The following is a 24,649-nucleotide window of genomic DNA, read 5'->3' as shown; positions in this document are numbered from 1 at the left end:
TTAAACCACCTTCACTTTCATATATACTTTTTCAACGGAATCCACAGGTTGGACCTGAATCTCGATCAGAATGCTGTCGGTTTCATTGCCCGGAGCAACAGTGATATCTGTTTTGGAATCAAAATTTTGAATCGCCCCAATATCCTGAAGCTGCTTCAGGTAGGTAACACATTGGGAACGGAACAGGCTGCGCCCATCTTCGTTGTTGTTCACTTTGCCGATATAGTAGGATTCGAAAATCCGTTTCATATCGTTAGCGATGCCATCGAGTACACGCACCACACGGTTTTTGGCAAAATGACGTGCCTTATCCGGTGTTACGGAACGGAATGTATTCACATCCTGCTCTACCACTGCGCGGTTGCTGCTCGCCGTAAACACAAACTCGCCATTACGCAATGCTGCTTCTGTCTCGCTATGTGTCAGTCGTCCGTTCACATCCACGGCATCGTCATACGCACGGAACGTCAGGGATTCATTCAGGTTAGCACCCGCTGTTGCACCGGCAGTCCATGCTACGGTTTGTTTTGGTGACAGGACCGTACCATCTGCGAGCACAACACCATTTTTGATACTGATAATGCCTTCATGATCTGCAGCAGGATAATCGGACAGAACGAGTTGCACTTTCTTGCCCTCGGTATCACGCAAACGCTTGATGTAAGCTGTGTAGACTGACTTGAGTGTGGCATCATCTGAAATCAGGCCGACCGTGTTAAAATCCAGTACTTCCAGCTTGGTCAGGAAATCGGAATGCTCCTGGTTCGTTGCTGTACCATCCAATCCACCTGTTAGTGGAAGTGAAGCTGTAGCTGTAAGTGCACCTTCACCAGTAAATGTGACGTATGCGTTGGATTCCAGAGCTTCGATGGTGGACGCGGTTTGTTTGTCCACTTCTTTACCTGCAAGCAAAGTGGAGACATCCAATTGTTCCGGTTCATTGATATTCGCGGAGACTACAACAGCCAGATCATTACCACGTACGCCGCCGTGTTGGGCTGTCACAGTTAGCTTGTCCAAGGTTGCCTTGGCTCTGGTCCCTGCATTGGTTCGATACAGAAGCAAGGTCTGCGCCCGTTTCAATGCCTCGCGGATCAGCAACAATTGCGGCGCTGTCCAGTCATAGCCCAACTTGGCTTGTACATCTTCACCTGCTTGTACCGTCAGGATTGTGCCAGCTTGTCCCCATGACAATGGAAGTGCCAAAGCCACCGTTCCCCGTTCCCCTACCGTACCCGGCAATGAGCCCTCCGATGCAAAATTCATATATACGCCGGGGCGTACCTTGTTTTGTGTCGTCCATGTTCCTCCAGCCATTATTGTGCCTCCCCATTCATAAATTGTTGGATGTGTTGCTGTGCTTCTTGTAAGGTGTATGTTTCTTGTTCCAGCAGAACTGCTGCCAAAATATCTTTCTCCATCCGGCTAAGTTGTCGGGATTCAGCGAACTGTGCTTTGCTGTATTTCTGGTTGTTTTTCTGTTGAGCTTCCGGTTTTTTAGGGTCCGGTTCTTTTTTCGTAAACATTGCCAATGCGCCTCCTATTCCTTTCATACTGATCCCCTCATTTGTTTAGTTATTCTCTCGTAGCTTTAAGTGCGGTAGGTCGCTGTTCCAGTTTTTGCATGGTAGCGGCGGACTCCGACACTTTAGTGGTTCGCATGGTATAGTACACCAGCATTCGCGGAGTATCGTTCTCCGTCTCCCAACGTAGCTCTGTTGCGCGATAAGGTGTGCCCTCCACGTCGATGGTTTCCAATGCTTCAAACAGCTGGTCCGGTAGGGTAGCCGGGATATTGTCTGCTTCTAGCCAGCAAATTTCAAAGACGTGAGATTGCACAAAGCGATCGCTGCGTTCCCGGGTGAGTTGAGCGGAAAGCAGGCGGTAGGATATGCCAGGGGTGGAACCAGTGCCCGTCTGGGGAAGGATCGGGATGTTCGGGAAGTGCTGAGTTAGTGTTGTAGAGATAGAGTCGGTTAAGTGGTTTATGCTCATGGTTCACCTCCTTGGGGGTTGAATATTTTTACAAAAGGTATCGTTTCTATATGACACCGGACTGGCATCCGATTTTTCGTGTCCTATATATGAAGCCGCTGAGCTACCTGCTGCCAAAATACATTTACCTACTTGTCTCCAAATCAACTCCCCCTGAATTCAATATGAAAGCCCCTGACGGCTCTAGAGCATAAAAATAGCGCACCACTTAGGTACGCTCATTAAATCCCTTCAGTTTGTTCTAAAATGTAATCCTCGACTGCTTGCCGATAATCAGCATTGGTGATGTCATCCAACAAGTACAGCTGACCCGTTTTTGGATAAAGTCCTTTGTCCAAGATTTTTTCCGTTGCATTCCTTACAGCCACTTGGTTAACCATTACAAAATCGCTCCTGTATTTTCATTAGCCATGAGCAAAATTTGGTCTTCCAATTCTTTTATGTTCTCTTCCACTGTCAGTTCGGTATGAATCCTTTCCAGCACTGGCAGTTTTGTTTAAGGATCAATTTTCACAATTCTAAAAATGTTAAGGCGTCTCATCATATTCCAGATCAATGTGTTCCAATTTCGTAATCTCGTTTCGTGTCGAACCGTCACCTTGCCAAATTGAAGCTACAATTTCACCGTATTGATCATATATATAATTCTCATTCCTGTTTGCATTGTATTTTCACTTCCTTTCCTGAATATATTTATTCGGGTTTTAACAGACAACAGTATAAGCTTTCCCGGCTCACAACGTCACACCCTTTCCCCCTGCTATCTCTCTACCGTTCCACTCGCTTGTGCTTTCCTTTTAAGATCAAGAAAGCGTGACTTTCCCTACGGGCGCTAAAGAAGAATAAAGAGTAACACGGCTTACATTAAACGAGTTTCCGCCTGTATGATACACCCACACTTCTATGGAATCCCCGGCGTTTACCGTCACCTCAAAGGTTTGACCTCCTGAACCTATCGGAACATCAAAACTAACCCCTTGATAAACCCCATTTACAAAAATAGCGATCTTACAACCAGTTATCGAAGTGCTTGCGCTTGTATTGGTTGTTATCCTGTACTTCCCCTTGTATCCTACTTGAATAGCTTTAATCTTTGTATAACTGTTTGAAGGCGAATTCCTCGCAGTGCCGTCTTCAGCTACGATGTTCAACGTCCCATTTAACGTTGATTCGAGTTCAAGCGAAGGACCACCCAACCCGTGATTGCTCAGTGAGAAATTATCAAGTGTCGGCATTATGTCACCACCTGAGTAACGGCGTGGACAACAACCACACTTGAGCTATCAGCAAAACCTTCTACCCATTCACCAGAAGTGAGTATGATGTCAGCAAACGGTATTAAAACAGTATCGTACCCGGATATCTTATAGTTTCCTATTAGGTTGTTGGCATCCCCAGAAGCGCCAAACCGGACAGTTACAGTTCTTGTTCCCCCGTCATAATTGGTAATCACAAAGGATTTTACCAGCCTTTTAGCGGAGGCGGACGTAGTTATTGATGTAATGCCTGTATTCAATGTTACGCGACTGGGACTTAACCCCAAAGTTGCAGGGGACCCGTCTCGTTCAATAGCGGATATCCTAGCATTTACGAATCCACTATTTACACCGCTCCATATTTCGAACGTTTCCGATGGGTTAATAACGAGGTCGGTTACCGGTACAACTAAAGTTTCATACGGTTTTAAAGGTCTCCCGCCAACCAAATATCGATTGCCACTTAGTCGTATAGAAACATAATTGGTCACGCTACTAAAATTACAAATCACTATTGATTTAAGGATACATGTCGTATTCGCTTTTCCGGTGTAAGCAACTGTCGGCGTAGTCGGGAGTGTGCCGCCAAATAATTTAACTGCTGTATCTGCCATCTATAGCGCCCCCCATGGAGTTTTTTGTTTGCTTGACTCGTACAGTGCCAAATCATCACCCTCGGCGCTGTAAGGCACATCGGCTGAACCTTCCGAAAGTTTGATTCTAGTGATTCCTTTAGCTGAGTTTGTCACAGCTCCGCCCATGCCGCTAACGGTCAGCCGTATTTTAACGCTGAACAGCCCGGCTGGAATTGTAACCACCGATGACTTGCGGTGCCAATCCGTGTTTCGCTCTGGTATAAGTGTCCGTATTACATCATCTGTTCTTGGGTCCATCACATCTAAACGCAAGGAATCTGTTGTCATGCCTAACGTGTAAAAAACACCCTGAAACCTGTGTGCGCCTGGATTGACGCTTATACTTTCCGAATGCAAAAGGGCTGTTGATCCTTGTTGTACGGTTGATGACATCACAAAATATTTTAATGTTTTAGCACCTTTGCTAGTCGTCCAAGTGAGCTGACTCCCGGTGTTCTCCCAAAAATCTAAACCGAATAATGCGGCGGAATTCTTCACGAGGTTGGGCGAATAACTTTCAATTATAGGTTTAACAGCGACGTTAACAGCCGCCTGAGCATTCTCGTCAGCCTGGGGCAGTATCACTTCAAGTTCGTCTCTAGTAGGTACTTTATTCCATGGACCCCAACCAAAATAGTAGTTTCTTTGAAAAACCTCTAAGTTGCCAGGCTGGAAGGTGGTCAGGGTTTGCAACACTCCCGCATGAGGCTCTACAGTCAAGTGAAACGCCTCTCCTGTTGGGGAATTAAGCAAGGTTTCTACAGTAGCATTAGCAGGACAATAATATTCCCCTTCTGTAATATAGCTATTAAGATCAGATTCCGCAGGTATAAGGATGGATTCACGTGTCGCAACACCTGCATCAATCTTTTCAAAAATCCCGTTAATACTCTCCCGGGTTACATTCTCGTTCCCTAATGGAAGAGGCAATTTCAGTCGATCTGTTTCTTTTGGCATTACGCCCACACCTCCAGTTCATTCCACGTCAAGGACGCGGCATCGAGTTCGTCCCATGTCATCTGTTTGTCGTCCAGATCATCCCAGACCAGATAGCGATATTTATATTTCACGGCCATGTGGGCCGGTTTCAATTCTTCAATTGCTCGCTTCAGATCATTAATATTGGGCGGGGTGCCCCTCGTATCCACAAAGCTCACCGTAAAACTCCACACTTCCGGCTGAAATGTTACATCCACTTTTCCCCCGGCATATGCCTCAGCCACATTCACAACTTGTCTCCCCGAAAACTTTCCGGCACCACGCAGCTTCGACTCCACTACCGCACGCCTCTGTTCCACAGGTTTGAGACGATCCGTCTCAATGCCAAGCTCTTCTTCCCAGAAGTCCAGCCCCCACGTCGCCGTGCGGACAAAAAACTGCTCCAGCGTCTCATCCAGCGCCTGGTACAGCAGATCCATTTCACTGCCTTTGGCCTGCATATCGGCCTGCATGACACGCGAAGTCTCGTAATACCTTGGCAAATATGAGAACAGCTCCCGCCCTTTCTCACTCGTCAGTCCAACATCTACAATAGAAGGAGCACTCATGCCCTGTCCCCTCCCTTCCTTGCACACCATCATGAAACGTCTCGCTCACCAGCTCTAACTCAGATCGGCGTACTTCTCCCAACCTCCCTAGGCCTCCCCACTCCCAAACTACTTTCTCATCCACCATCTGCCCAACACTACTCATGCACATCCACCGTCCCCAGCACGGCCACCTGGCTCGCGGTCATCTCGATATTCTGGTCACTTACACCGTTCACGGTCAGCTCCGAATAGTCGATAATCGGCGGAATGTCCAGCAGAATCGCGGCAATGCGGGTGTAACGAACGAGTGGATCAGCAAAAGCCAACTGTTTCAGATACGCGGTCACCCCGCGTTCGATCAATGCTCGTACATCGGCCAACGTTGCATCACTAGCAAGAGTCAGCTTCACCTGAATATTCATCGGCACTTCCACGGCTGGCATCACGGACACCACTGGCCCCGCCGGTGCAACGCCTTCACCCTGTCCATCCTGCGTTGGATCTACGTACTTCTGTACGGCCGCCACCAAATCGTTACCCGCAGCACGTTTGTCCGTATCCAGCAGATACAATCCCACCGTGCCTGGCCCCTGCCATAACGGAATAACCCGCGTTGCACCAACCCCTGGCACTTCACTGGCCCATTGCACATATTGCGATTTGTTGCCGCTCGTCCCTTGGTTGCGGACTTTGGCATAAAAGCGTTCCAGCAGCGCCGTATCGGTCTCAATATCTGCACCGCCTTTGATCACATCAACGTTCGTGACAGAAGTCACGCCACTTACAGGTGTAGAAAGCACAGTTACCGTGCCAGCAGGCACATTGCTTTCTTTTCCGGCAACAAGCGCTCGCACGCCTACCACCCCGGAACCCTCTGCATCCAGTTCCAAACGTCCCACTGTCTCATATTCGAGCGAAGCTTCAGCAGATACTTCATCCGCGAGCGTAGCCACGACCGTGCCCACAGGCACCACTTTCCCCGGCGTACCCATGAACCTCACTGCACCTTGTGCCGCCACAGCAGCCCGCCGCGTGATGCCGTGCTCTCCTGCCCGCAGATCCAGCTCTTCCGAACGAAAATTCGGATCACTGCTCGCCGCAGTACTAGCAAACCCTCGCCGAAGTAATTCCTGCGCCCACAACGCCGCCTCAGACAGCATAAACGCAACCGGAGCCTCCGCATCCCACAGGAACGAACCCTCCGACTTATCCAGATCCGCGGGCAGACGATCCAGCATGCGCTGCATAATCTGTTCCTCCGTCTGGTCCTCCAAATAACGCGGAATCTCAGCCATCCCGTCAGATCACCTCACTTTCCAGAATAAACATCTCTTCCTGCACACTCGCCACCCGGCACGAGAACATGCATTGCTCCCGATTCCAATCAAACGTAAACTGGTCTACCGAATCCGTGCGTGGATCAGCCAGCAACGTCTCCGTCACCATCCGAGTAATCTCACTTTCCATCACACCCCGGCTGTCACCCTGACCCACCAGATCCTCCAGCTCCGAACCGTAGTTTCGGGAATAGATCACATGTCTGTATCTTGGCGTTTTCACGGCCTTAATGCACCACTGTACCCAGGCTTCATGCCCACCAGCCGCAGCGACTTTACCACTTGGGGTCAGTACAAAATCCCCTGCATCGTAATCAAATCGCCAGCTCCGTCCAAAGCGTACCTCTTCCGAAACCGCCCCCGACAGATCCTCCTCATCCCCCCATACCACTCCCGTTTCCGGGAACAGACTAGGCATTCGCACTCACCACCTTACACAGCACCACAATGTCATTGCCGCCATTCACGCGCATCGCCAGCACACGATCTCCCGCTTTTAATCCTTTACCAAGAGACCACACCGCCTCTTCCACTTCCTCTTCTTGCAAAAGAAACCGTCCCGTGCCCGTTGTTCCGCCGTTTGCCACGTCAGGTATACCGGAAATCGCGCCAGCAGCCTCGCGCTCCGGCAGTCCAAGCGTGCCCGGCAACTCGGCCACGAGATAATCCTGCACTTCGTGCTTGAAATCATCCAGCTTCACGCCGGATGAGGTCATCGTACCCAGTACCGCGCCCAGCCCGCTCACTGCCTGACGGGAATGTGTACTCATCGCACCCCGCATGACGTCGGCAAAATGCCCATATGGATCATCTTTATTCAAGGTAATACCTCCTTTTCACCAGCTCAGCCGTCCCCAGCTCTAACGTCATCGTTCCAGGCCCGGCAGATAGATCACGGCTGACCGACATGACGATTAGCTTCAGTCCTTTCAACAACACTGCGTCCCCGGCGCGAATTGTATTGATATCCGGTGCCGATATCGTAAAGGTCTCCTGAATACCCGTCAGATGACTTTTCGCCAGTTTTTTCGCCGCGGTTGTCGATTTCACCTGATCGTCCTCGACCAGCTTTTGCAATGTGCCCAGTTCTTCCACATTATCCTGCTCAATCGCGAGCACTTTGGAAGGAACTTCTTTGCCACTCGTAGACTCCGACGCTGCCATGACTTTAACTTTGGTGACCGCTCCTTCGAGCGTACGCATCTGGGTCAGATCAATCAGTCGATCCAGCTCATACACCTTCGCATTACTTCCGACCTTGAAGAGCTGCAACCCACCGGGCGTCATCCGTGGATGGTACATGTCCCCGCCGGACTTCGCCGTTTCTTTCAGATCAGCAAACATCATCGAAAAGATCGTCTGTGACCGATACACGGCTTTTCCCAGCTTTGTCTTGGTTTCCGGCAGCGTAGCATATGGAATCTTCCACTCTTTGGCGTAGGTTTTGAGTCGTTGCGTAGCGGTCTGATCTTTCGGCAGCAGGAACTCGTCCTCCGATTTTTCCAGATAAATCATCCGGTCGTACACCGTGAGGGACAGCCGCTTGGTGCCGCTGTTCGAGCTTTCCACCTCCCAAATGACCGCAGGATGCAGCAAATGAACCATGGATTTTTCGCCAAAAGGAACCCCGTTAATCCGCACCGCCATGCCGGGTGAGATCGAAGGCAGACCCGAAGACGCAGACACCGCCAAACGGATGTTGGCCTGATAGGCAATCTGGTCGAGCGAGTCCTTCAGCGTAATTGTCTCCACCAGCTTGGTGATGTCATATTTATTGTCGACAATGACCTTGTAGGTCATGGCATCACCAGCTTTTGCCCGGGCTTGATCCGGTTTGGATCACTGCCGATGATCTTTGCGTTAAGCTTGTAGATCTCGTTCCATTTGGAACTGCTGCCCAGCTCCAGCTTTGCTATTTTGGACAGGGAGTCACCAGATTTGACAGTGTAGGTCTTGCTCGTTTTTTTCAAATCGGTACGAGAACCTGACTTGCTCCCGGATGCCGCAGAGCCCACCTTTTCCACCTTGGAATCCCGCCATGTGCGTAGGGTCAGGTCGAAATAAATATCCCCTGTCTCCCCCCCACGAAAGCTCGAATTAAGCGAAACAATAAAAACAGGCACGTTCACGCCCGTCTCTGAAATGATGAAATGCAGCGGCTTTTTGGAGATGAGAAAAGTGTTCAACACATTCATCGCCACGCGTGGATCAGGCAAATTTTCTTTGTACATGCAGTAGAAGGCATCATACTCTTTGGGAAAAAAAGAAGAGAAGGTGATCTCCTTCACCTTCTCCCCCTGAGCAAAATCAAACTCGCCATGCTCCAGCATATTAATCGTTTCATAGCCTTTGGACCTGGAAATACTCACCTCTTCCGGGTTCACCGGGAATTGAAATGAAGTGCCGCCATCCTTCAGCGTAAATGCCATTTTGTTAGGACCTACTTCATCTTTAAGTACAAACATACACGGCCTCCTTTCTGCTTAGGCCATAATCGTTTTTCGGTTTTCCATCGCACGGCGGAACTCGCCCGTAATCCGTTGTCCGACCTGCTTGGTAACAGCATCGTAATCAATCGCATTTTCGCGCACAGTCACCTGCACCGCACCTGGTGGAATATTTATTGCAATCTGATTGGTAGTTTCTGTTTTGAAATCCTTCAAGTATCCGGACAGACTGCTCATCTGGTCTTCGGATATTTGTACCGTCATTGTGGAAGATTTCCCATTCGTCTGCGCACCGTTACCAAGCGCCATTGCTTGGTTCCGCATCATGCTTGTTCCCATGAATCCAGCAGATGTAGGCTGACCGACCTTGCTGTTCATATATGCGGCTGGGCCTGTCATGGTCAGTGCAGGTGGCATATAGGCAGGTGCCATCTGCGGGCCGGTTGCAACTGGAGACGGTGCAGCCACCGTTGCTGCCGAGATCGTCTTCTCTTCTTTTTTGGAACCAAATCCAAAGAAGCTGGATATACCATCGGTGATATTTTTTGTTTTCTCAGAGACGTAATCGGCTGCACCCGACAATGCATCACCTACACCTTCGGTAGCACTAGACATAAAGTTTCCAATATCCTTCGCTTTGTCTCCAATCCAACCGCCTGCTTCACTTCCGGCCCAACCACCTACTGCACCACCTACCCATGTCCCGATGCCAGGCAAAAGAACGCTACCGATGGCGCTACCAATCGCAGTACCTGCTGTGCCGCCAATCATGGAACCCACAGCTCGGCCACGCTCTTCCGGGGGCGCTGTCGCTACATTCGCAACATCAGCAAGCATGCTGATGGGTCCGAGCAACCTTTTTGCTCCTTTGGCAAAGCCACTACTTAAATTATCCATCAATCCATTACCAGCCAGCATGTCGGTTAAAGATCCCAATCCACCATCCGCAAATCCTAATCTACCGCTTCCTCGTATTCTTCTACCGCCTCCCCTATTACGGTTGCGATCGGCCGGAGGAGTTGGAGTATCAGGTACAGGATTGGGTACTGGTGATGGGCCCCGGTTCGAACGGTTACTTGACCTTCTACCACTTCGATAATTTCGTCTGCCACGATCTGAGCCACCGCCATCTGCATTCGGTGAACGCACTCTACGGTTCTTGCCCATCTTCCCACCTGTGCAACAGCAGCACTTGGATGCTGGACTTCTGGTTGGATCTGATGCAGGATTATCTTCTTTTTTCTTTTTGAAACGATCAATAATATCTCCAATATTGTTGAACGCATCCATAATGCTATTAGCTACTTCTAGTGCCTTTTCCCACCACTTTTTAGGTTCTTCTTCCTTCGTATTGTTAGTAATGTTTTTGTTGTTCTGAATCATGACAGCCATAGTTGGGCCAGTTTGCCCTCCTTTACCCATCGCCACTTCAATCTTCTGCCGAACTTCAAGGGATACTGTTCCCGAAGCCGTAACCATCTGGTCCCTGAATTTATTCAGTTTAACCCATGCGCGATCCAGTGCCGGACTCAGCTTATCAATCAACCCAATCGTCGGTGTAATTCGCAGCCTGCTGATTCGCACAGCCATACTATAAATATGCTCCAGCCTGCGTCCGGTCGTTCTCAGTTCATTGTTCACCTTAATCAGACTCTGATAACGAACTCTGCCCAGACGTTCGGTTGAGCGTTGGATCTGATCCAGATAACGAAGGGTTGTCCGCATTTCCGCATTGGACTTGGATAAACCTACAATCATTTCTGCCATTTTTTCACCTCCTGCCCTATATTGTTATCGATTTATTTGCGAAGTTATCGCTGACATTTCCTCTTCCGAGAACGCAATTAACAGCGAGCGCTCCCCACGTGGCAAAGACCAGAACTCTCCGGGCCGGAGATGATGACGCACCCACATGTGATACAGGAACGTGGTCATCCCGCCGGAGTGAATCAGTTTTTTAGGTCTTCAATCTCCACACCGAAGCCGGACAGCTCCAGCACTTTATCGCCTACGGCATCCAATTCACCAGCCAGCAGCATGCGGCGAACCGCCTGTTCTCCACCAGACAGCTTCATACGGCCAGTAATGCGGGTGTCTCCCCAGCCAGACAGTTCCAGGCTGCGGACTTTCAATTTCACCGTTGCTTCGGAAATGAGCAGCGCGTTAAACGTTTCGGTGTCCACCTTTTCCTCGGTACGGCCTTTGGTCGTTTTTCGAATGGTACAGCGTTCGCGAATGTGATCCACTTTGGAAGACGTCAGTCCACGCAAGGTCAACAACAGATCCAGACGCTGAATGCGCACATTCTCCTCTGGCAAACGTTCTGCTGCTTCAAACAACTGATCCAAAATCTGTTCTTCGGACATATTTTCATTCATACTCATCGGGTGTTATCTCCTTCTTATTTCATAAATGGATTTATCTATGCCAGCTTCCAAGCCTGTAGAGACAACAAAGAGACCGAGATCATCTCGGCCTGCATTGGTGTCCATATTAATATGAAGTAACTATGCAACCAAGCTTAAGCAACTAACTCAATCACTTGCCTATTTCAAAGTTTAGTTCGCCACAATCGGATTCAGCAATTCAAATCCTTCAAACGTAAAGCCTGTTTCTTCCGGTACTTCTTCGCCAGCTGTCCAGTTGGCAAGCTGAATTTTGTCCACCATGCAACCTCTCAGCAATACACTCTCATGTCCATACGATTCAGGGTCGTTCAGCTTGGAAATAATCTCGAATTTGGTGAAGCCGCGCTGGATCATATCCGAAGTGACTTTGTAGCCCGTCATCGTGCCTGTTCCTTTTTTCGTGCCGTTTTTGTGCACCTTCCAGTCGTTACCGACCAGATTCAACTCACGCTTTTCAATCTCTACACTCGCTTCCAACTTGTTAATGTTTGTCTGCCACACACCATCGATATGTAGCTGACCATGGGTACCCAGAATTACTCTTGACGCATCCAACATATATTTTCCTCCTTGGGTTGGTTGAACTAATAAATATTACACGGTATAACTCCGCAGTCAGAACAATCTTCCGATCGCTGTTATCCCCAGATTTTTTTGATTCCTTTTCAAAAAGGGAAAATCCGGTGATAAAGGCGAGCGCTTCGCTTCTTCAGATTTTTTCTGCCCTCTCCGTTATCGTGTAAACCATCAGTTCAACATATAGTAATTATTCTAGAAACCTTATTGCACGTAAAATGTACCAAACAACTGCTCCATCACATCGGTCAGCTTCACATTCCATTGCAGGAATACCTGATCTGCTTCCGGTTTGAGAACTGGTGCCGCGCCATAATACGCCGGGTCAAGAATGACATCATAACCGTCAGCTTCAATCACATTGCTCTGCGCGAGCAACGCCAAATAGGCCTTCATGGCACTAATCAGTGCCTGACGACCCTCTTCGGTATTGTTTACTTTACCGATATACGTATCTTCCGCGGAGCGCTGCAAATCCGTGTTGATCGCATCCAACACACGAATGGAACGGATTTTTTTCCACGCATTATTCTGTCCAGCGGCCGGAGTTACTAGGGTGTTTACACCGCGAAGTGCTTTCACCTGACGTCCATCATGGAAGAAAATAAATACGCCATTCTGTACCGCCTGCTCCTGTTCTGCACGCGTCCAGCGACGTGTCACATCATCGAACGGAGTAGCTGCATAGGTTGTAGATTGGTTCAGACGTTGTCCGGCGATCAGTCCTGCAACATAGGCGGACGTTTCTGCGGAGCTGTAGAATGCATCTCCAAGGCGTACGCCTGTACCGACATTAATCACACCTTCATGATTGAGCATAAGCGAACGTGCTGCTGCTTTTTGTGCTGCTGTAGCAGAAGTGTCATCCGCTGCGGAACCGCCAAATACAGCTACCACCGGTTTACCTTCACTACGCACACGTTTCACCCATGCCGCAAAACTCGCAAGCAGAGGTGCATCTGCCGCCTGATCCAAAGCCAAGACGTCGAATTGCTCCCCTTCCAGCGCACCCTGTACTGCAATATACTCCGCATTGGTCAGGTCATCGTTGCCACTTACGCCGCCTTTGAATGCCGCACCCGCAACGGTAGCAACCACACCAGTACCATCGCCAATCGACTGAGCCGTTACCCAGACATTTTGTTCATCCGCGTTAATCTCTTTTGCCAGAGAAGCTGCTGTAATATCCGCTGTCAGGAGCGCATACAACATCCGGTTACCTTCAAAAAGGCGCACTTCATGCTTCGTATTATCAATCACACCTGGCTGGATGGTGACGTAGAATCCATTTGCACGATCCCCCGGATACTTCGCGTCCAGTTGCAGCACATTGGCATCACTGCTGTCCTTCAAAGTAAGCGTTGCTACTTTGGCCGCAGCACTTGCTACCCGATAAGCGAGCAACTTCTTCGGCCCACCCAACAGGGCGAGTTTCAAGGAAGTATACGCCGTACCGTTGTCCAGCACATTCGCCGCATAGATACGTTCAATCGCCGCTTCGCTCCCTACTTCAACAAAAGTCCCTACCGGACCCCAGTTGGCCTTGATTGGCACAACGACCGTCCCCCGCGTACCCGCTTGAATGGCCGAGGATGCTGCCGCCTGAAAATTCATATATAAGCCCGGAAGGACCGGACGATTTGTTTGCTCCCAAGTTCCACCTGCCATTATCCCTTCACCTTCGCTTTCATAAATTGGTTAATTCGTTCCTGCATTTCTTCAATGGAAAACGTCTCTTGCGCCGCTTCGTACAGCGCACCGTACAGCACCTCTGCCTTAACGGCAAAGAGGGCTTCTGCATGATTCATCAGTTCTGCCCGTGTATACCGTGGGGCTGTCTGTTTACTTTTTTTCACTGAGCTTGCCATTGCCATCTCACCTCATTTGTTGGACTACTAATTTCGTGAAACGATGATCTTTAAGCTTGATCTATGAATTTTTGATCCTATGAACCTATGAATTTGAAGCTATAATGTTGAAGCTACATCCACCATCTCAAAGCTATAATCTGGAACCACTCTTAAAAGTGCATGTTCAAAAAGATCGGTTTTCAGTACCGAGAAGATGGGATGAAGTTAGAAATGGAGTAGCAGAGCGTAGGGAAAACTACGTGAGCAACTACAATGTTTCCAAAGGAAACATACTTCGTAAGCTTATGCTTATTCGGCTGAATTCCATATTCGATGCTGATGATGCCGTTAGGCATCCTTTGTAATCAAAAGCGGGCTTTTTGAACAACCTCTAATAGAAGGTTCCTCTCGACTAACATTTACTCCATGCCTTTGCTATGGTGAATCTCTCGAATCAAAGGTACATTCGTACCCGGACGACGAATCCGCTGTTGCAACGTCAGGCGAATCTGTCCGTTCAGATACACATCCGTCTGTAAGTCTGCCGTGACTTCATCCACTGTGATATATCGCGTGTTACCTTCGTGCTCTTCGCCACCCGCTTCAGTGATGGCAAGACGAGATTGCACTGCAAGTTGCTCTACCAACCGAGTAACGGTCTGCCGTGTTAGCACCGGATGATCGGTGAGCACATGCCCAATCCACTGTTGTCGAACCTCCAATGCCGAAGTCCCCGCCACAGACGTGCTGCATCCAGCCAATCGCCATAACACAGACGGCATCTCATATCCTCCGGGCCATGCATCACCATATACCGACCAATTCGAGCCAAGCTCTTTCTGTGTCCAGTCTTGAAGCGCAGCTAGCCACACGTCTCCTGTTAAAGCGAGAGCAGCTCCCGAGCCTTCGGGAACATACACTCCGAACCGCAGACTGCGCGTAAGCATGCCAGACCCTGCATCCACCCGATCACTATCTGAAGAACCCAAATAGATGCAAGTGAAGGCCTCACCTGCTTCATCCACCAGCCTTACCTGGTGCAACCCTTCGATTAGAAGGGCTGACCAAGCTTCCACCTGTTCAGCGCCACCATCTTCTGGACGAGCGTATGGGGAGATTTTGATGATCCTTCGGTATCCCGCCCAGGCAGACTTCGGCACTTCTTCGGCAAACGCAACCACGGCACAAGGCCCGGCCAACATTTCTCCTGACGCAGGTACACCCAGCACACGACCATTCCAATCTGGAACAAGTACCGCAAGCTTCTGTTTCAGCGTTTTTTTAATGAGCGTACTCATTTTACTGGTACTCATTACAGTGCTAATTTCATTTCTCATAGACACATTCATTTCGCCCCCTTTTGCTGCAAGTTTGAGATCTGCCCACACCGTGCAGCGACAATGCAGCAGCAGTAGACTCCCCCTTTTAACACAGCGTCTGTATTCCGACCGAACCAGTACCGGGACTACATTCACCGCATCAAAAAGACCGGCCACCTGGCCGGTCTGTACATTAGCGTATGTGCTTTCGGTGCGTCCCTTGTTATTGATCCGATAATACAATCTTACACCCTTTCAACCCTAGCGCGGATGGTATTCCGTACGACTTCGGTGCGATTAAGGGCGTCGTTCGGGTGGAAAAAAGACGATTCTGGAATCATCGTTTTAAAGGATACCTAAGTAAGCATTAAGATCAAGATCAATGAATTGATAAATATATCCAAATATATTAATATTTTATTATCAAATTCATTGTCGCTTACGTAAAAGAAGGAGAAATACCTATGAGTAAAACATTCAAGGCCACTTCAGTTGTCATCTTAGCAGTTATACTCGGGATATCCTGCTGGGCATACTTCGGATTGATTGGTAATCCACTCAAGAAAAATGAAGCTGAACAACAGGTAACCACTTACCTGATTGAACAGAAAGGTTACTCACCCGAACAGCTTATCAAAGTACAAGGTACTTACTCCTCAAAAAGTTCTGAAGCACCTTATGGTGCCTCCGTAACATTCGCGGATGAACTCAAAGCGAAGTATCAATATATCATTTTTAACAATGGCGAGATTAAGCAGTACAGTCATACCAGTGATGATCCCAAACATGAGGAGCCCATGGTGAGATAACAGTTTAGTTCAGCGTAACCTGCGGGTTCAACGTAATCTCAAATGCACGCCCCCAGATGAAATCAGGATTCGCATATTCCAGCAGCGCACTGCCATACGTCGCATAAGACAATTCGCCATCACAGATCTGCTTGATCGCCACATTGCCTGTCTGGAAGGCTGTCTTATTCGCAAGTGCCGTTGTGTAAGTTTGCATCAAGTCACGAAGCAATGTTTGCAAACGGGCATAGTCTTCCTCTGAGTTGAACAGCAACATATTTTGATCCGAAAGGGTAGCCACGTTGGTATACAGCGCATGAGCTCGGGAATACGTGCGAATCTCTGCAATCGCTACCGCTTTGTAGTAGTAATCCTTCAGGAAACGCTTAAACAACAACGAGCCATGCGCGTTCATCGCATCGCGCAACTTATGCTCATGCTTCTCTGTTGTGATCAACGCGTACCTCGCCTGCCCCATGCCTACAGCAATACCGATCTTATTACCTGGCGTATTCCATGCACTATAACCCAGAACCCGTCCGGTATATGGACTGTTTAGCAACGCTTCAGCAACATCAACATTCGCTGGTCCTTTACCCACAAAATCAATCAATACCGAAGGCAGACCTTGCTCACTATTCAGCGTCAATTGCTCCAACGCAGCCTGCACCTGATCCAGAGCCGTAATGGCGATAATCTCAATGTCGATGCCCGTGTTCTCCCCGGAATTACCCGGGTGACCCTTCGTCATACGATCCAGTTCGGAGGTCATGTCAAACGGGACAACTTGATCAACTGCTACAGCCACTAGCTGTTCATTTTCCAAGCCAGCACTCACATCCGTCACCACCTCCGGTTCAGGATATGCCGAATCCGCTACAAGCACACCACCTACAATATCCACATGACGAACCACATTCTCGTGTACATTCATGTATTCATATGTGTTAATAATGGTATTGCCGTGAGGACCAAAATATTTCACTCCGTAACGTGTCTTCGCACCGCCTCGGAACAACTGGTTCGCCATGCGAGCAACCAAAGCGTGCCCCAAACCATCTGCATCCGGCAAGATGATAGCACGATCCGGATTTTGCCCATTGGTTCCACCCAGCCATTCATTGATCCGCGCTTCTACATATTTGATTTCATTGATCTGAACACCCTGCGTGTTGGCATCGTCGACTCCAACCGCGAGGAAATCGATATAACCTGTGCGAGCCAGCTGATCTAAAATGTACAGATTTGTTTTGAATTTATGCTGTCTTGTATTGTAATACTGTTCTTTATCAAAATAGGTCGTTGTCCCATATTCCACTCCATCCGGGGACAGGTTATAACCTTCGATAATATCCTCAAACTCAGTGTATGTCTGACGTGGCTGCTGCATCAATGCACGGGACTCATTATATGCATCAAGCGCCAAGCCATCTGCAAACGAAGTTGTAGCCAAACGCATGATGGTGTCCATTACAAATACGGGTTTGCGTGGATATTTCTGCTTGATCACACGGATCACATCCAGCAAACGCGTCGTCTCATCATCGTATTCTGGATAGGCGCCTCCTCCATCTTCACGGAGCTGACGACTACCAATCAGGCCGCCATAAGCGAGCATATCGGATGAAATAATGAATCCGTCGACTTTGGCAGCATGTTTCAGAATAAAGTCGTGAATCTTGGACGGTTTGCCATAAACCGGCGTGGAGGTGCCGAGCAGCGTTGTGCCATCTACGGTTTTCTCCGAGTCCAGACGATTTTTAATATCACTCAGGTTCGGTGTAACGATATGGATACCGGCTGCTTTCCCTTGCACAATCACATCATCCAGATTCGCTGGACGATCATCCAGTGGAACATACAATACTGTTTTCATATCACGTAGCCTCCTGTTATCTATATAAGTTGAACTACAGAATATTTACACTTGCCACTTCGATGACAGAACAACCTTCCGATCGCTGTTATCCCCGGATTTTCTTGATCCACTTATATAAAGGTAGAAATCCGTGGATAAAGGCGCAGTGTATACTTACGAAGTAGCTTTCTTGCAGAAAGCTATTAGCTCCGCTTCTTCAGGTTATTTCTGTCCTCTTCGTTCTCGTGTAAATCGTTAGTTCAACTTATATATCTAGTCTTTAATACCCGATCAGGGCAAGGATGCAATCACCGAATTAAAAAACCAGCCCCATGGCTGGCTGTACTTTAGCGTATGAGCTGTCGGTGTGTCTTCCTTGCTGCTGATCCGATAATACCATTTTACCGCCTTTTCACACTCGCGCTGATGGTAAACGGGATGAATTACGCATGAATGTAGTCGTGTCCGGGGCGGACAATTGTCGATTTCTCGAGAGAAACTCCTATTGATAGTCCAACCAAACCCATCCTGATGATGTTTATATGACATAAGCAGCTTTCAAATCCTACGAACAATAAAGGATGAATATGACCATGAAAAAGAGGTATTTCTTCTATCTTTGGATTGCTGTCACCAGTTATATGGCGGGCCCCGCTATGTATGCGTTGGCGATGTACGTCTTATATCAGGAAACAGATGTTGTAACAACATCTCTCATTGGATGGACCGCGGCAACATTCTTATCCGTTGGTATCCTGTTCATCCTGATCACAGTCATCATGCTACGAGTGTTCAACATCTATTATTTCTGGCTGCAAACCCTGCTCTTCGAGTTGTTTTTCCTTATCCTCGTCTATATGACCACTGTTCTTCTTGGGGCTGGCAACAGGGGACTGCCCAAGCTATCCTTTCTATTTACACCCGAAGGCATCTCCTTATGGATGTTCTGGGGGAGTATTGCACTTATGAGTTCCTGGGGAATATGGGCAGCGCGTCAGCCCGTACGAAAATCACCATACATGCTGGTGTCCAGAGTCATGCTGATCCTTTTTATCCTTGAAATTTGGCCCCGTTAATAAGGTGCAGGCTGCCCACGATTCGGTAGACTAGAATAATGCCTAGAAGGGGTGTCCGTCATTACGGACACCCCTTCTTAAATGTATGTTTTTACTCACGCGATGATATAACGAAAGTTCTCCCATGTTTCCGGTACGGGCTCCCCGTTCTTGGCATGATGATAGAAGCTGAACGGGAATTTGAATACATGACCTCCGTTCCAGTCGCGGGAACGTCTGTCGGTGAGCCAATATTCCAGCTCATGAGGGAGCGCCACTGATCGTTCCGCCCGTTCTAGTGGCAGCAGATCTACGGGTGATTGCAATGTCGGCATCTCCTGTTCAATATCCACATCTCGGCTTAAGCGTAGCGCCTTCACCATAGTAAGGAAAGGCGGAATGCCTTTGTGGAATAATGCCGGATAACCCAATTCATATAATATGTTAAGCGCATGTCCGTAGGTGAGCATATGACCGATTAGATCATGATGCGCTTCCGCGTGATAGATGGTCTGGAACGCCCCAAGTTCATCCAGAATCAAACGTGACAACTGAATTGGATCATCAATCTCGGGGAAACCATCGCTTTTTTCCGGCTTCAGACTGCGAATTTCTTTCATCGTTGTGTTCATCCAGGATCTTCCCGGGATGGTCCGATCGAATGAATCGATCAGTTCAACCAGCCGACCAATATCCTCTGCAGTACCCCATCCATCCAGTTCACGAATGGCTTTCAGACTGATTGCCCCGTAGATGGCCTGGTGCCCAACCCAGTGCAGCTCTCCAATCGTTCGATCCAATGCGTCCGTAATACGCGCTTCGGCATCTTCCCTGGGCATCATCTCACCAATCGGAGAGGTCTGGCCAGGGCTGATTCCATGCTGGCGAAGCATGGCTTTTGCTTCGGCCGTAACACTGCCGGCGGCAAGGGCAGTGAGACGATTTTCCCGTAACCAAAAATATGCCGCAATCGCACCCGCCCCATAATGGGCGTGCCACAGATCTCCTGTACGTTCCCGACTGGAAACGATAATCGCTAGTCCATCTTCCAACAAACGTCGATCCAAGCTTGCCACCACCCTTCATCAAATGTAAGCCCATCAGAGAAACTACCCTGGAATAAATAAAGCGTTTACTTCTATAACATGATGGAAATGCTCCACATATGCCCGTTTTGCCCCGGAATGCAAAGTTTAGCCAATTTGAAGCTTGCCCACGCCACGAATGGATACTTCCAGCGGATAGATCTCTGCTTTTTGCTTGGAGAAAAACCACGTCCGATCCTTCTTCACCACAATAAATAAACCATGTACATCTCCTACAGGAGCAAAGGTATCACTAACCTCACCCCATCGCGTGATTCCAATCTGCTGAAGCTCATTCACCGCAGCCAGAACATCATCCGTCACCAGGCCAACCTCACACACCTGTAATATATTTTTAGTAGAGAAGTCATGGTCACTCTCGTTCTGAATACGATGATGAGCAATCAACTCGATAATATTGCCTGCCGGATCTTCAAAATAGAGAGAATGAGAGTCCCAATTAGCAGAGTATGTCTCATCCCGATGTTCTTCCCTACTTAAAACAACACGTGATGCGGCCCACTGCTTCGCTTCCTTGAACCGATTTGTTGGAATCAACCATGCCACATGATAAAAGGGCTCATGATCTGTTTCACACGGTTTGAAAATCATCTTTGTCCCTCCAACCTCCAGGTTGAAGGCCTGATCTGTCGCATTGGACACCTCCATTCCCAACGTATCACGATAAAAATGCTTGAGGTCCTCCAGCCGCGTTGTATATAACTGTAATTCTTCAATCATCATATGTTCTTCTCCTGCATCTCCTCCCACTGACTCCATGGCACCATGCCAAGCTCAGGCTTCGTTTCATCCGGGAGCATGGAGATGAATTCAAGCGAATGACCATCTGGATCGTTAAAATATACAGATACTGCGGGCATCCAGCCGAAGACGTACAGTTCACCGATATTATCATCCAGGAAGTTCTGTGTCTTGATCCCTTTGTTCTCCAAGTGAGCAACCGCATGTTTCATATCCTCCAGAGATACATGAAAAGCAAAGTGCTGACGTTGCACCTCGGAAGGTTCCTTTTGCCATAATCCCAGCATGGCATTGCCTTTTCCACCTATCCAGTAGAAGGAGTTTCCACGTTCTTTCTGCCCGTAGGCATGAGGTAAACCCAGGACCGTTTCATAGAAATGATGGGATCTCTCCAGATCCGTCACGTTTAGATGTGTTTCAAATATGCCTGTAATCATCATGCTCAACCTCTTTTCCTTTTCCGATTTTTCATCTTCCATGGTTCTCAACTCATGGTAGAATTCCGCGCATTCGTTAACGTCTGGGCCAGATTTAAAAACGATCCAATAACCCGCTGCACCCGGTCCTCTATATCCTGACTGCCTTCGTACTCCTCGTATCCGTCAAATGTCGCTTCGAATCGTCTGCGCTGCGCACCACCAATCGAAATCCACTCTTGGGCATTGATGCCATGCAGATTGCGAACAATCGCTTGCAGTTGTAAAAGCGAACTTACCCCCACCGCTCCGCCAGAGGAGCTGATGGACAGGACGGGCTTGCCGCTGAAATGAGCCTGACTCAGGTGATCCAGTGCATTTTTGAGCACACCGCTAATACTGCCGTGATACTCTGGTGTAGACAGGATGATTGCATCAGCCGCGAGCATACGTGTATTCAGGTCTGCCAGATGTTCATGATCCGCTTGTTTTTCATCTGGCGCGTAGAATGGAAGTGGCGTCTGATACAGATCAAACAGGCTGGCCTGATGTCCCTGACCTCGAATAATCTCCACAGCATACTCTCCCAGACGTGTACTGGTTGCATTGTTCCGATTGCTGCCTGCCAAGATAACAATATTCATTCATGTCACTCTCCTTGGTTTTTTAATAATTCAAACGCTCATGTTTCAACCGATCTGTTATTTCTACTCTTATCTTACCTTTCTTTGGCATCCAAATCGTCAGTAGATAGACTTAACTTGAAATACCAAAAAACTCAACCTTTAGGTTGAGTTTATACGACTTAAGTATGAACATATGTCGGAATTGGTCAGACGACCCAGCCATTTCTTACGGCATGAAGAGCTGCTTGTGTCCGATCCGCCAGTCCGAGTTTGTCGAGCAGATGACTGACATGTGTTTTGACCGTTTTTTCGGTGATGACCAATTGAACTGCAATTTCCTTGTTGCTCAATCCTTGAGCGATCAGCCCCAATACTTCTTGTTCACGGCGAGTGAGCATATCCGGACCACTAAGGGATGTTTCATTTGATTTCCCAACCTGCTTCAGCTCTTGGAGTTGACTGTCTGCTGACTGATCTGTCTGTATATCCTGTGGTTGCTGTTCATTTATAGACCAATCGGATGAAGCCATCACATGCATCAATTGACCTGCTGCGGCGGGATGCAATTCTACCTGACCTGCATGCACATTGCGAATGGCCACAGCCAGATCCTCCGGTTCAATATCCTTGAGTAGATACCCCTTCACCCCTGCACGTACAGCAGGAACCACATGATCCTGATCCGAAAACGATGTGAGCACAATGATTCGCGTTGCTGGCATTAATGCACGCAACCGTCTGGCTGTTTCAATTCCGTCCATGACCGGCATATGCAGATCCATTAATACCACGTCAGGTTTCAACACTCCCGCCTGCTCCAGTGCTTCCTGCCCGTTCGATGCTTCACCGACAACCTTCATGTCTTGCTGTGTGGTCAAAAAAACGTGCAGCCCTCGTCTCACCATCGCATGGTCATCTGCGAGCAAAATGGTAATTGGCATCTCTTCTTCCCCCAGACTTTATACAGATTCGAACGGAAGTGGAATGACTGCCGTTACTGTTGTTCCCTTACTGGAAGAGCTAACTATCTCTAAGTTGCCCCCGAGCGATTGAGCCCGTTCCTTCATAATGGACAGGCCAAGGGAGCTTCCAGACGAGGCTTTTGGCCTGTTCGTACCGCCTATTCCATGATCCGTTACGGTGAGCATCACTTCATGATCATTTAATTTGAGGATGACCTCAGCAGTTGAAACACCCGCATGTTTGCGGACGTTATTCAATGCCTCCTGTCCGATTCGCCACAATGCTTCTTCTATATTACGCGGTAAAGACCGCATTCCCGTCCGATTCATCACCACTTGAAGACCCTGGCTGGTGCCGTATTCCTGTAGCGCATGGAGCAGCCCTGCTTCCAGTCCCACGGGACGGAGCTGCATAATCAATGCGCGCATTTCCTTGAGAGCCTCCCGAGACAAAGCTCGAACATCCTTCATCGCTTCCGCTGCCGGGTGCAGCTGCTCGGAGCCGGATAACATACTTTCCGCGCCTTTAGCCGTTAATGATAGTGAGAATAAAATCTGATTAACCGAATCATGCAGATCGCGAGCCAACCGGTTTCTCTCTTCCATTCGTGCAAGTTCGCGGCGATTCTCCGCCAGCTTCAGACTCTCCCATGAGGCCGTAATATGTTCGGCCAATGCCTCCAACACCTCACGGTCCGCCTGCGCAGGACCTGCTGTTCCTATTCCGATCACCAGAACTCCCGTTTCCCCTGGCGTATGGTATGGAAGGGGAGCAGCAATTCCGAAGGTAAGGGAATTCATAACCTGGTCAGGCTCGCACAAAGTAAATATCTCAGCAATCTCTAATGCAGACAGAGATGTAGCACGATGACTATTGATCACTCGGTTCATGTGGTTTTCTGCTTCCAAAGATAGAGTCGCTCTAGGTAACGTCTGAACGATGCCACCTGTATAAGCTGCCTGCACCGTATATACGCCATTTCTCTGCTGAATAATGGTAGCGAAAGGCCAATCATAATGCTGCCCAAGCAACTGTACAACTTTTATAGAAAAAACACCCGAATTGTTGCATTCGTTCACTGCAAGACCCAAAGCCGTGCTGAACTCCCCCAGCTTGGCATACAGATCAGCTCGTCGCTGCTCCGCACGATACAATCTCATCCGCTCTATCGCACTACCAATCTGGTACGCCACACCCTGTAACAGTGCCAGTTCACTGTCGCTGAAATGTTCCTTAGCTGGCGCAGCCACGTTGAGCAAGCCAAGCATCTTCTCACCTGACCTTAACGGAACGGTTGCATGGTGGGTAATATTATGGGTATCTCCCCATTGGAATTCCACCGCATCCTCCAGCCGTTTACAGTTAATGATGTTGACCGCATGATTGAGCTGACCATCCTTAAAGCGGTTCACACACCAGCAGGTCCCCGTTCGCATGGGCTCCTTATCTTTACGCAGTAATGCCGGGGGCAGATTGTAATCCGAAACACAGGTATATTCTCCACGTTCATTAATCAGAAACATCCAGCCTGCCGTTAATCCGGTCAACTCCAGTAATTTGCCGACCACGGTATCCAGCATTAAGTTCAGATCATTGGACGTATTGAGCGTTTCCGCGATTGTCTTCAATGTGACCATTTCCTGCATTCCGACTTCTTCCGACATGGCAGACTTCTCTCCTTTGGGTAGGGCGAGTCTGGAAACTCCGAAGGAGGCAGATTTTGCTGAATTTTCGTTCCAAGCAA

The 24,649-nt window shown here is 48.6% G+C and carries 28 protein-coding genes; 2 read left to right on the top strand and 26 right to left on the bottom strand.

The window, feature by feature from the left end; genetic code table 11:
• The 19 genes from NST33_RS06155 to NST33_RS06065 all read right to left on the bottom strand — a co-directional run bounded on the left by NST33_RS06155 (position 1) and on the right by NST33_RS06065 (position 15,595).
• The gene (locus NST33_RS06155; RefSeq protein ID WP_221819092.1) at positions 1 to 1,317 is read right to left on the bottom strand and encodes a phage tail sheath family protein; all 1,317 of its coding nucleotides are present in this window, start codon (positions 1,315 to 1,317) and stop codon (positions 1 to 3) included.
• Positions 1,317 to 1,526, bottom strand: coding sequence for a hypothetical protein (locus tag NST33_RS06150; RefSeq protein ID WP_221819091.1), 210 nt, complete (start codon positions 1,524 to 1,526; stop codon positions 1,317 to 1,319). Before NST33_RS06150 ends, NST33_RS06155 begins: the two co-directional genes overlap by 1 nt.
• Before the next feature lie 49 nt (positions 1,527 to 1,575).
• Positions 1,576 to 1,995: a DUF6838 family protein gene (locus NST33_RS06145; protein WP_339307230.1), complete on the bottom strand. Its 420-nt coding sequence runs from the start codon at positions 1,993 to 1,995 to the stop codon at positions 1,576 to 1,578.
• 221 nt (positions 1,996 to 2,216) lie between these two features.
• Positions 2,217 to 2,375, bottom strand: a complete 159-nt coding sequence (locus NST33_RS06140; RefSeq protein WP_221819089.1) for a hypothetical protein — start codon at positions 2,373 to 2,375, stop codon at positions 2,217 to 2,219.
• Positions 2,376 to 2,798: 423 nt separating this feature from the next.
• The gene (locus NST33_RS06135; protein ID WP_221819088.1) at positions 2,799 to 3,230 is read right to left on the bottom strand and encodes a hypothetical protein; all 432 of its coding nucleotides are present in this window, start codon (positions 3,228 to 3,230) and stop codon (positions 2,799 to 2,801) included.
• On the bottom strand, positions 3,230 to 3,865 hold the full coding sequence (locus tag NST33_RS06130) for a hypothetical protein (RefSeq protein ID WP_221819087.1): 636 nt from the start codon (positions 3,863 to 3,865) through the stop codon (positions 3,230 to 3,232). The genes NST33_RS06135 and NST33_RS06130 overlap by 1 nt, the downstream gene beginning before the upstream one ends.
• The gene (locus NST33_RS06125; RefSeq protein WP_221819086.1) at positions 3,866 to 4,843 is read right to left on the bottom strand and encodes a pyocin knob domain-containing protein; all 978 of its coding nucleotides are present in this window, start codon (positions 4,841 to 4,843) and stop codon (positions 3,866 to 3,868) included.
• Complete coding sequence (locus NST33_RS06120) at positions 4,843 to 5,433, bottom strand: YmfQ family protein (RefSeq protein ID WP_221819085.1); 591 nt, start codon at positions 5,431 to 5,433, stop codon at positions 4,843 to 4,845. Before NST33_RS06120 ends, NST33_RS06125 begins: the two co-directional genes overlap by 1 nt.
• Before the next feature lie 137 nt (positions 5,434 to 5,570).
• A complete protein-coding gene (locus NST33_RS06115) occupies positions 5,571 to 6,710 on the bottom strand; it encodes a baseplate J/gp47 family protein (protein ID WP_221819084.1) in 1,140 nt (379 codons plus the stop codon).
• A 4-nt stretch (positions 6,711 to 6,714) separates the two neighbouring features.
• Positions 6,715 to 7,170: a DUF2634 domain-containing protein gene (locus NST33_RS06110; RefSeq protein ID WP_047841940.1), complete on the bottom strand. Its 456-nt coding sequence runs from the start codon at positions 7,168 to 7,170 to the stop codon at positions 6,715 to 6,717.
• On the bottom strand, positions 7,163 to 7,573 hold the full coding sequence (locus tag NST33_RS06105; protein WP_221819082.1) for a hypothetical protein: 411 nt from the start codon (positions 7,571 to 7,573) through the stop codon (positions 7,163 to 7,165). The genes NST33_RS06110 and NST33_RS06105 overlap by 8 nt, the downstream gene beginning before the upstream one ends.
• Positions 7,566 to 8,552 carry a phage portal protein gene (locus tag NST33_RS06100; RefSeq protein ID WP_221819081.1) on the bottom strand — a complete coding sequence of 329 codons (987 nt, stop codon included), beginning with the start codon at positions 8,550 to 8,552 and terminating at the stop codon, positions 7,566 to 7,568. The genes NST33_RS06105 and NST33_RS06100 overlap by 8 nt, the downstream gene beginning before the upstream one ends.
• Positions 8,549 to 9,181, bottom strand: a complete 633-nt coding sequence (locus NST33_RS06095) for a LysM peptidoglycan-binding domain-containing protein (RefSeq protein WP_221819328.1) — start codon at positions 9,179 to 9,181, stop codon at positions 8,549 to 8,551. The genes NST33_RS06100 and NST33_RS06095 overlap by 4 nt, the downstream gene beginning before the upstream one ends.
• Before the next feature lie 54 nt (positions 9,182 to 9,235).
• A complete protein-coding gene (locus NST33_RS06090; protein ID WP_221819080.1) occupies positions 9,236 to 10,966 on the bottom strand; it encodes a hypothetical protein in 1,731 nt (576 codons plus the stop codon).
• A gap of 182 nt (positions 10,967 to 11,148) precedes the next feature.
• Positions 11,149 to 11,583, bottom strand: coding sequence for a hypothetical protein (locus tag NST33_RS06085; protein ID WP_017690174.1), 435 nt, complete (start codon positions 11,581 to 11,583; stop codon positions 11,149 to 11,151).
• A gap of 174 nt (positions 11,584 to 11,757) precedes the next feature.
• Complete coding sequence (locus NST33_RS06080) at positions 11,758 to 12,165, bottom strand: phage tail tube protein (RefSeq protein ID WP_221819079.1); 408 nt, start codon at positions 12,163 to 12,165, stop codon at positions 11,758 to 11,760.
• 222 nt (positions 12,166 to 12,387) lie between these two features.
• Positions 12,388 to 13,851 carry a phage tail sheath subtilisin-like domain-containing protein gene (locus NST33_RS06075; protein WP_221819078.1) on the bottom strand — a complete coding sequence of 488 codons (1,464 nt, stop codon included), beginning with the start codon at positions 13,849 to 13,851 and terminating at the stop codon, positions 12,388 to 12,390.
• Positions 13,851 to 14,051, bottom strand: a complete 201-nt coding sequence (locus NST33_RS06070) for a hypothetical protein (protein ID WP_221819077.1) — start codon at positions 14,049 to 14,051, stop codon at positions 13,851 to 13,853. The genes NST33_RS06075 and NST33_RS06070 overlap by 1 nt, the downstream gene beginning before the upstream one ends.
• Before the next feature lie 401 nt (positions 14,052 to 14,452).
• Positions 14,453 to 15,595 carry a hypothetical protein gene (locus NST33_RS06065; protein WP_339307225.1) on the bottom strand — a complete coding sequence of 381 codons (1,143 nt, stop codon included), beginning with the start codon at positions 15,593 to 15,595 and terminating at the stop codon, positions 14,453 to 14,455.
• Between the two features lie 221 nt (positions 15,596 to 15,816).
• Between NST33_RS06065 and NST33_RS06060 the strand changes: the two genes are divergently transcribed.
• A complete protein-coding gene (locus tag NST33_RS06060; protein WP_221819075.1) occupies positions 15,817 to 16,161 on the top strand; it encodes a DUF3139 domain-containing protein in 345 nt (114 codons plus the stop codon).
• Positions 16,162 to 16,165: 4 nt separating this feature from the next.
• Here the strand turns inward: NST33_RS06060 and NST33_RS06055 are convergent, their stop codons facing one another.
• Positions 16,166 to 18,016, bottom strand: a complete 1,851-nt coding sequence (locus tag NST33_RS06055) for a DUF4127 family protein (protein WP_339307223.1) — start codon at positions 18,014 to 18,016, stop codon at positions 16,166 to 16,168.
• A 575-nt stretch (positions 18,017 to 18,591) separates the two neighbouring features.
• On the opposite strand from NST33_RS06055, the gene NST33_RS06050 reads away from it, so the two are divergent.
• On the top strand, positions 18,592 to 19,074 hold the full coding sequence (locus tag NST33_RS06050) for a hypothetical protein (RefSeq protein ID WP_237176630.1): 483 nt from the start codon (positions 18,592 to 18,594) through the stop codon (positions 19,072 to 19,074).
• A gap of 95 nt (positions 19,075 to 19,169) precedes the next feature.
• On the opposite strand, the gene NST33_RS06045 is transcribed toward NST33_RS06050, so the two are convergent.
• The 6 genes from NST33_RS06045 to NST33_RS06020 all read right to left on the bottom strand — a co-directional run bounded on the left by NST33_RS06045 (position 19,170) and on the right by NST33_RS06020 (position 24,569).
• A complete protein-coding gene (locus NST33_RS06045; RefSeq protein WP_221819072.1) occupies positions 19,170 to 20,129 on the bottom strand; it encodes a hypothetical protein in 960 nt (319 codons plus the stop codon).
• A gap of 117 nt (positions 20,130 to 20,246) precedes the next feature.
• A complete protein-coding gene (locus tag NST33_RS06040) occupies positions 20,247 to 20,882 on the bottom strand; it encodes a VOC family protein (RefSeq protein WP_221819071.1) in 636 nt (211 codons plus the stop codon).
• Positions 20,879 to 21,379, bottom strand: a complete 501-nt coding sequence (locus NST33_RS06035; RefSeq protein WP_260632576.1) for a VOC family protein — start codon at positions 21,377 to 21,379, stop codon at positions 20,879 to 20,881. Before NST33_RS06035 ends, NST33_RS06040 begins: the two co-directional genes overlap by 4 nt.
• Positions 21,380 to 21,384: 5 nt before the next feature.
• Positions 21,385 to 21,960 (bottom strand): NAD(P)H-dependent oxidoreductase, encoded by a 576-nt coding sequence (locus NST33_RS06030; RefSeq protein WP_036611439.1) that lies wholly within the window; start codon positions 21,958 to 21,960, stop codon positions 21,385 to 21,387.
• Positions 21,961 to 22,148: 188 nt separating this feature from the next.
• Positions 22,149 to 22,883 carry a response regulator transcription factor gene (locus tag NST33_RS06025; RefSeq protein ID WP_221819070.1) on the bottom strand — a complete coding sequence of 245 codons (735 nt, stop codon included), beginning with the start codon at positions 22,881 to 22,883 and terminating at the stop codon, positions 22,149 to 22,151.
• A gap of 18 nt (positions 22,884 to 22,901) precedes the next feature.
• Complete coding sequence (locus NST33_RS06020; RefSeq protein WP_339307218.1) at positions 22,902 to 24,569, bottom strand: GAF domain-containing sensor histidine kinase; 1,668 nt, start codon at positions 24,567 to 24,569, stop codon at positions 22,902 to 22,904.
• Positions 24,570 to 24,649 lie beyond the last annotated feature (80 nt).

Origin of the sequence: Paenibacillus sp. FSL L8-0435 (assembly GCF_037965655.1) — a bacterium.
In the GTDB taxonomy this organism is placed as follows: domain Bacteria; phylum Bacillota; class Bacilli; order Paenibacillales; family Paenibacillaceae; genus Paenibacillus.
This window is presented reverse-complemented; position numbering and strand designations above follow the sequence as displayed.

Bases quoted from the DNA above. Each gene is read 5' to 3' on its own strand.
- NST33_RS06155 (WP_221819092.1), bottom strand. From the start codon at position 1,317: ATGGCTGGAGGAACATGGACGACACAAAACAAGGTACGCCCCGGCGTA.
- NST33_RS06150 (WP_221819091.1), bottom strand. From the start codon at position 1,526: ATGTTTACGAAAAAAGAACCGGACCCTAAAAAACCGGAAGCTCAACAG.
- NST33_RS06145 (WP_339307230.1), bottom strand. From the start codon at position 1,995: ATGAGCATAAACCACTTAACCGACTCTATCTCTACAACACTAACTCAG.
- NST33_RS06140 (WP_221819089.1), bottom strand. From the start codon at position 2,375: ATGGTTAACCAAGTGGCTGTAAGGAATGCAACGGAAAAAATCTTGGAC.
- NST33_RS06135 (WP_221819088.1), bottom strand. From the start codon at position 3,230: ATGCCGACACTTGATAATTTCTCACTGAGCAATCACGGGTTGGGTGGT.
- NST33_RS06130 (WP_221819087.1), bottom strand. From the start codon at position 3,865: ATGGCAGATACAGCAGTTAAATTATTTGGCGGCACACTCCCGACTACG.
- NST33_RS06125 (WP_221819086.1), bottom strand. From the start codon at position 4,843: ATGCCAAAAGAAACAGATCGACTGAAATTGCCTCTTCCATTAGGGAAC.
- NST33_RS06120 (WP_221819085.1), bottom strand. From the start codon at position 5,433: ATGAGTGCTCCTTCTATTGTAGATGTTGGACTGACGAGTGAGAAAGGG.
- NST33_RS06115 (WP_221819084.1), bottom strand. From the start codon at position 6,710: ATGGCTGAGATTCCGCGTTATTTGGAGGACCAGACGGAGGAACAGATT.
- NST33_RS06110 (WP_047841940.1), bottom strand. From the start codon at position 7,170: ATGCCTAGTCTGTTCCCGGAAACGGGAGTGGTATGGGGGGATGAGGAG.
- NST33_RS06100 (WP_221819081.1), bottom strand. From the start codon at position 8,552: ATGACCTACAAGGTCATTGTCGACAATAAATATGACATCACCAAGCTG.
- NST33_RS06095 (WP_221819328.1), bottom strand. From the start codon at position 9,181: ATGGCATTTACGCTGAAGGATGGCGGCACTTCATTTCAATTCCCGGTG.
- NST33_RS06090 (WP_221819080.1), bottom strand. From the start codon at position 10,966: ATGGCAGAAATGATTGTAGGTTTATCCAAGTCCAATGCGGAAATGCGG.
- NST33_RS06085 (WP_017690174.1), bottom strand. From the start codon at position 11,583: ATGAGTATGAATGAAAATATGTCCGAAGAACAGATTTTGGATCAGTTG.
- NST33_RS06080 (WP_221819079.1), bottom strand. From the start codon at position 12,165: ATGTTGGATGCGTCAAGAGTAATTCTGGGTACCCATGGTCAGCTACAT.
- NST33_RS06075 (WP_221819078.1), bottom strand. From the start codon at position 13,851: ATGGCAGGTGGAACTTGGGAGCAAACAAATCGTCCGGTCCTTCCGGGC.
- NST33_RS06070 (WP_221819077.1), bottom strand. From the start codon at position 14,051: ATGGCAAGCTCAGTGAAAAAAAGTAAACAGACAGCCCCACGGTATACA.
- NST33_RS06060 (WP_221819075.1), top strand. From the start codon at position 15,817: ATGAGTAAAACATTCAAGGCCACTTCAGTTGTCATCTTAGCAGTTATA.
- NST33_RS06055 (WP_339307223.1), bottom strand. From the start codon at position 18,016: ATGAAAACAGTATTGTATGTTCCACTGGATGATCGTCCAGCGAATCTG.
- NST33_RS06050 (WP_237176630.1), top strand. From the start codon at position 18,592: ATGAAAAAGAGGTATTTCTTCTATCTTTGGATTGCTGTCACCAGTTAT.
- NST33_RS06040 (WP_221819071.1), bottom strand. From the start codon at position 20,882: ATGATGATTGAAGAATTACAGTTATATACAACGCGGCTGGAGGACCTC.
- NST33_RS06035 (WP_260632576.1), bottom strand. From the start codon at position 21,379: ATGGAAGATGAAAAATCGGAAAAGGAAAAGAGGTTGAGCATGATGATT.
- NST33_RS06030 (WP_036611439.1), bottom strand. From the start codon at position 21,960: ATGAATATTGTTATCTTGGCAGGCAGCAATCGGAACAATGCAACCAGT.
- NST33_RS06025 (WP_221819070.1), bottom strand. From the start codon at position 22,883: ATGCCAATTACCATTTTGCTCGCAGATGACCATGCGATGGTGAGACGA.
- NST33_RS06020 (WP_339307218.1), bottom strand. From the start codon at position 24,569: ATGTCGGAAGAAGTCGGAATGCAGGAAATGGTCACATTGAAGACAATC.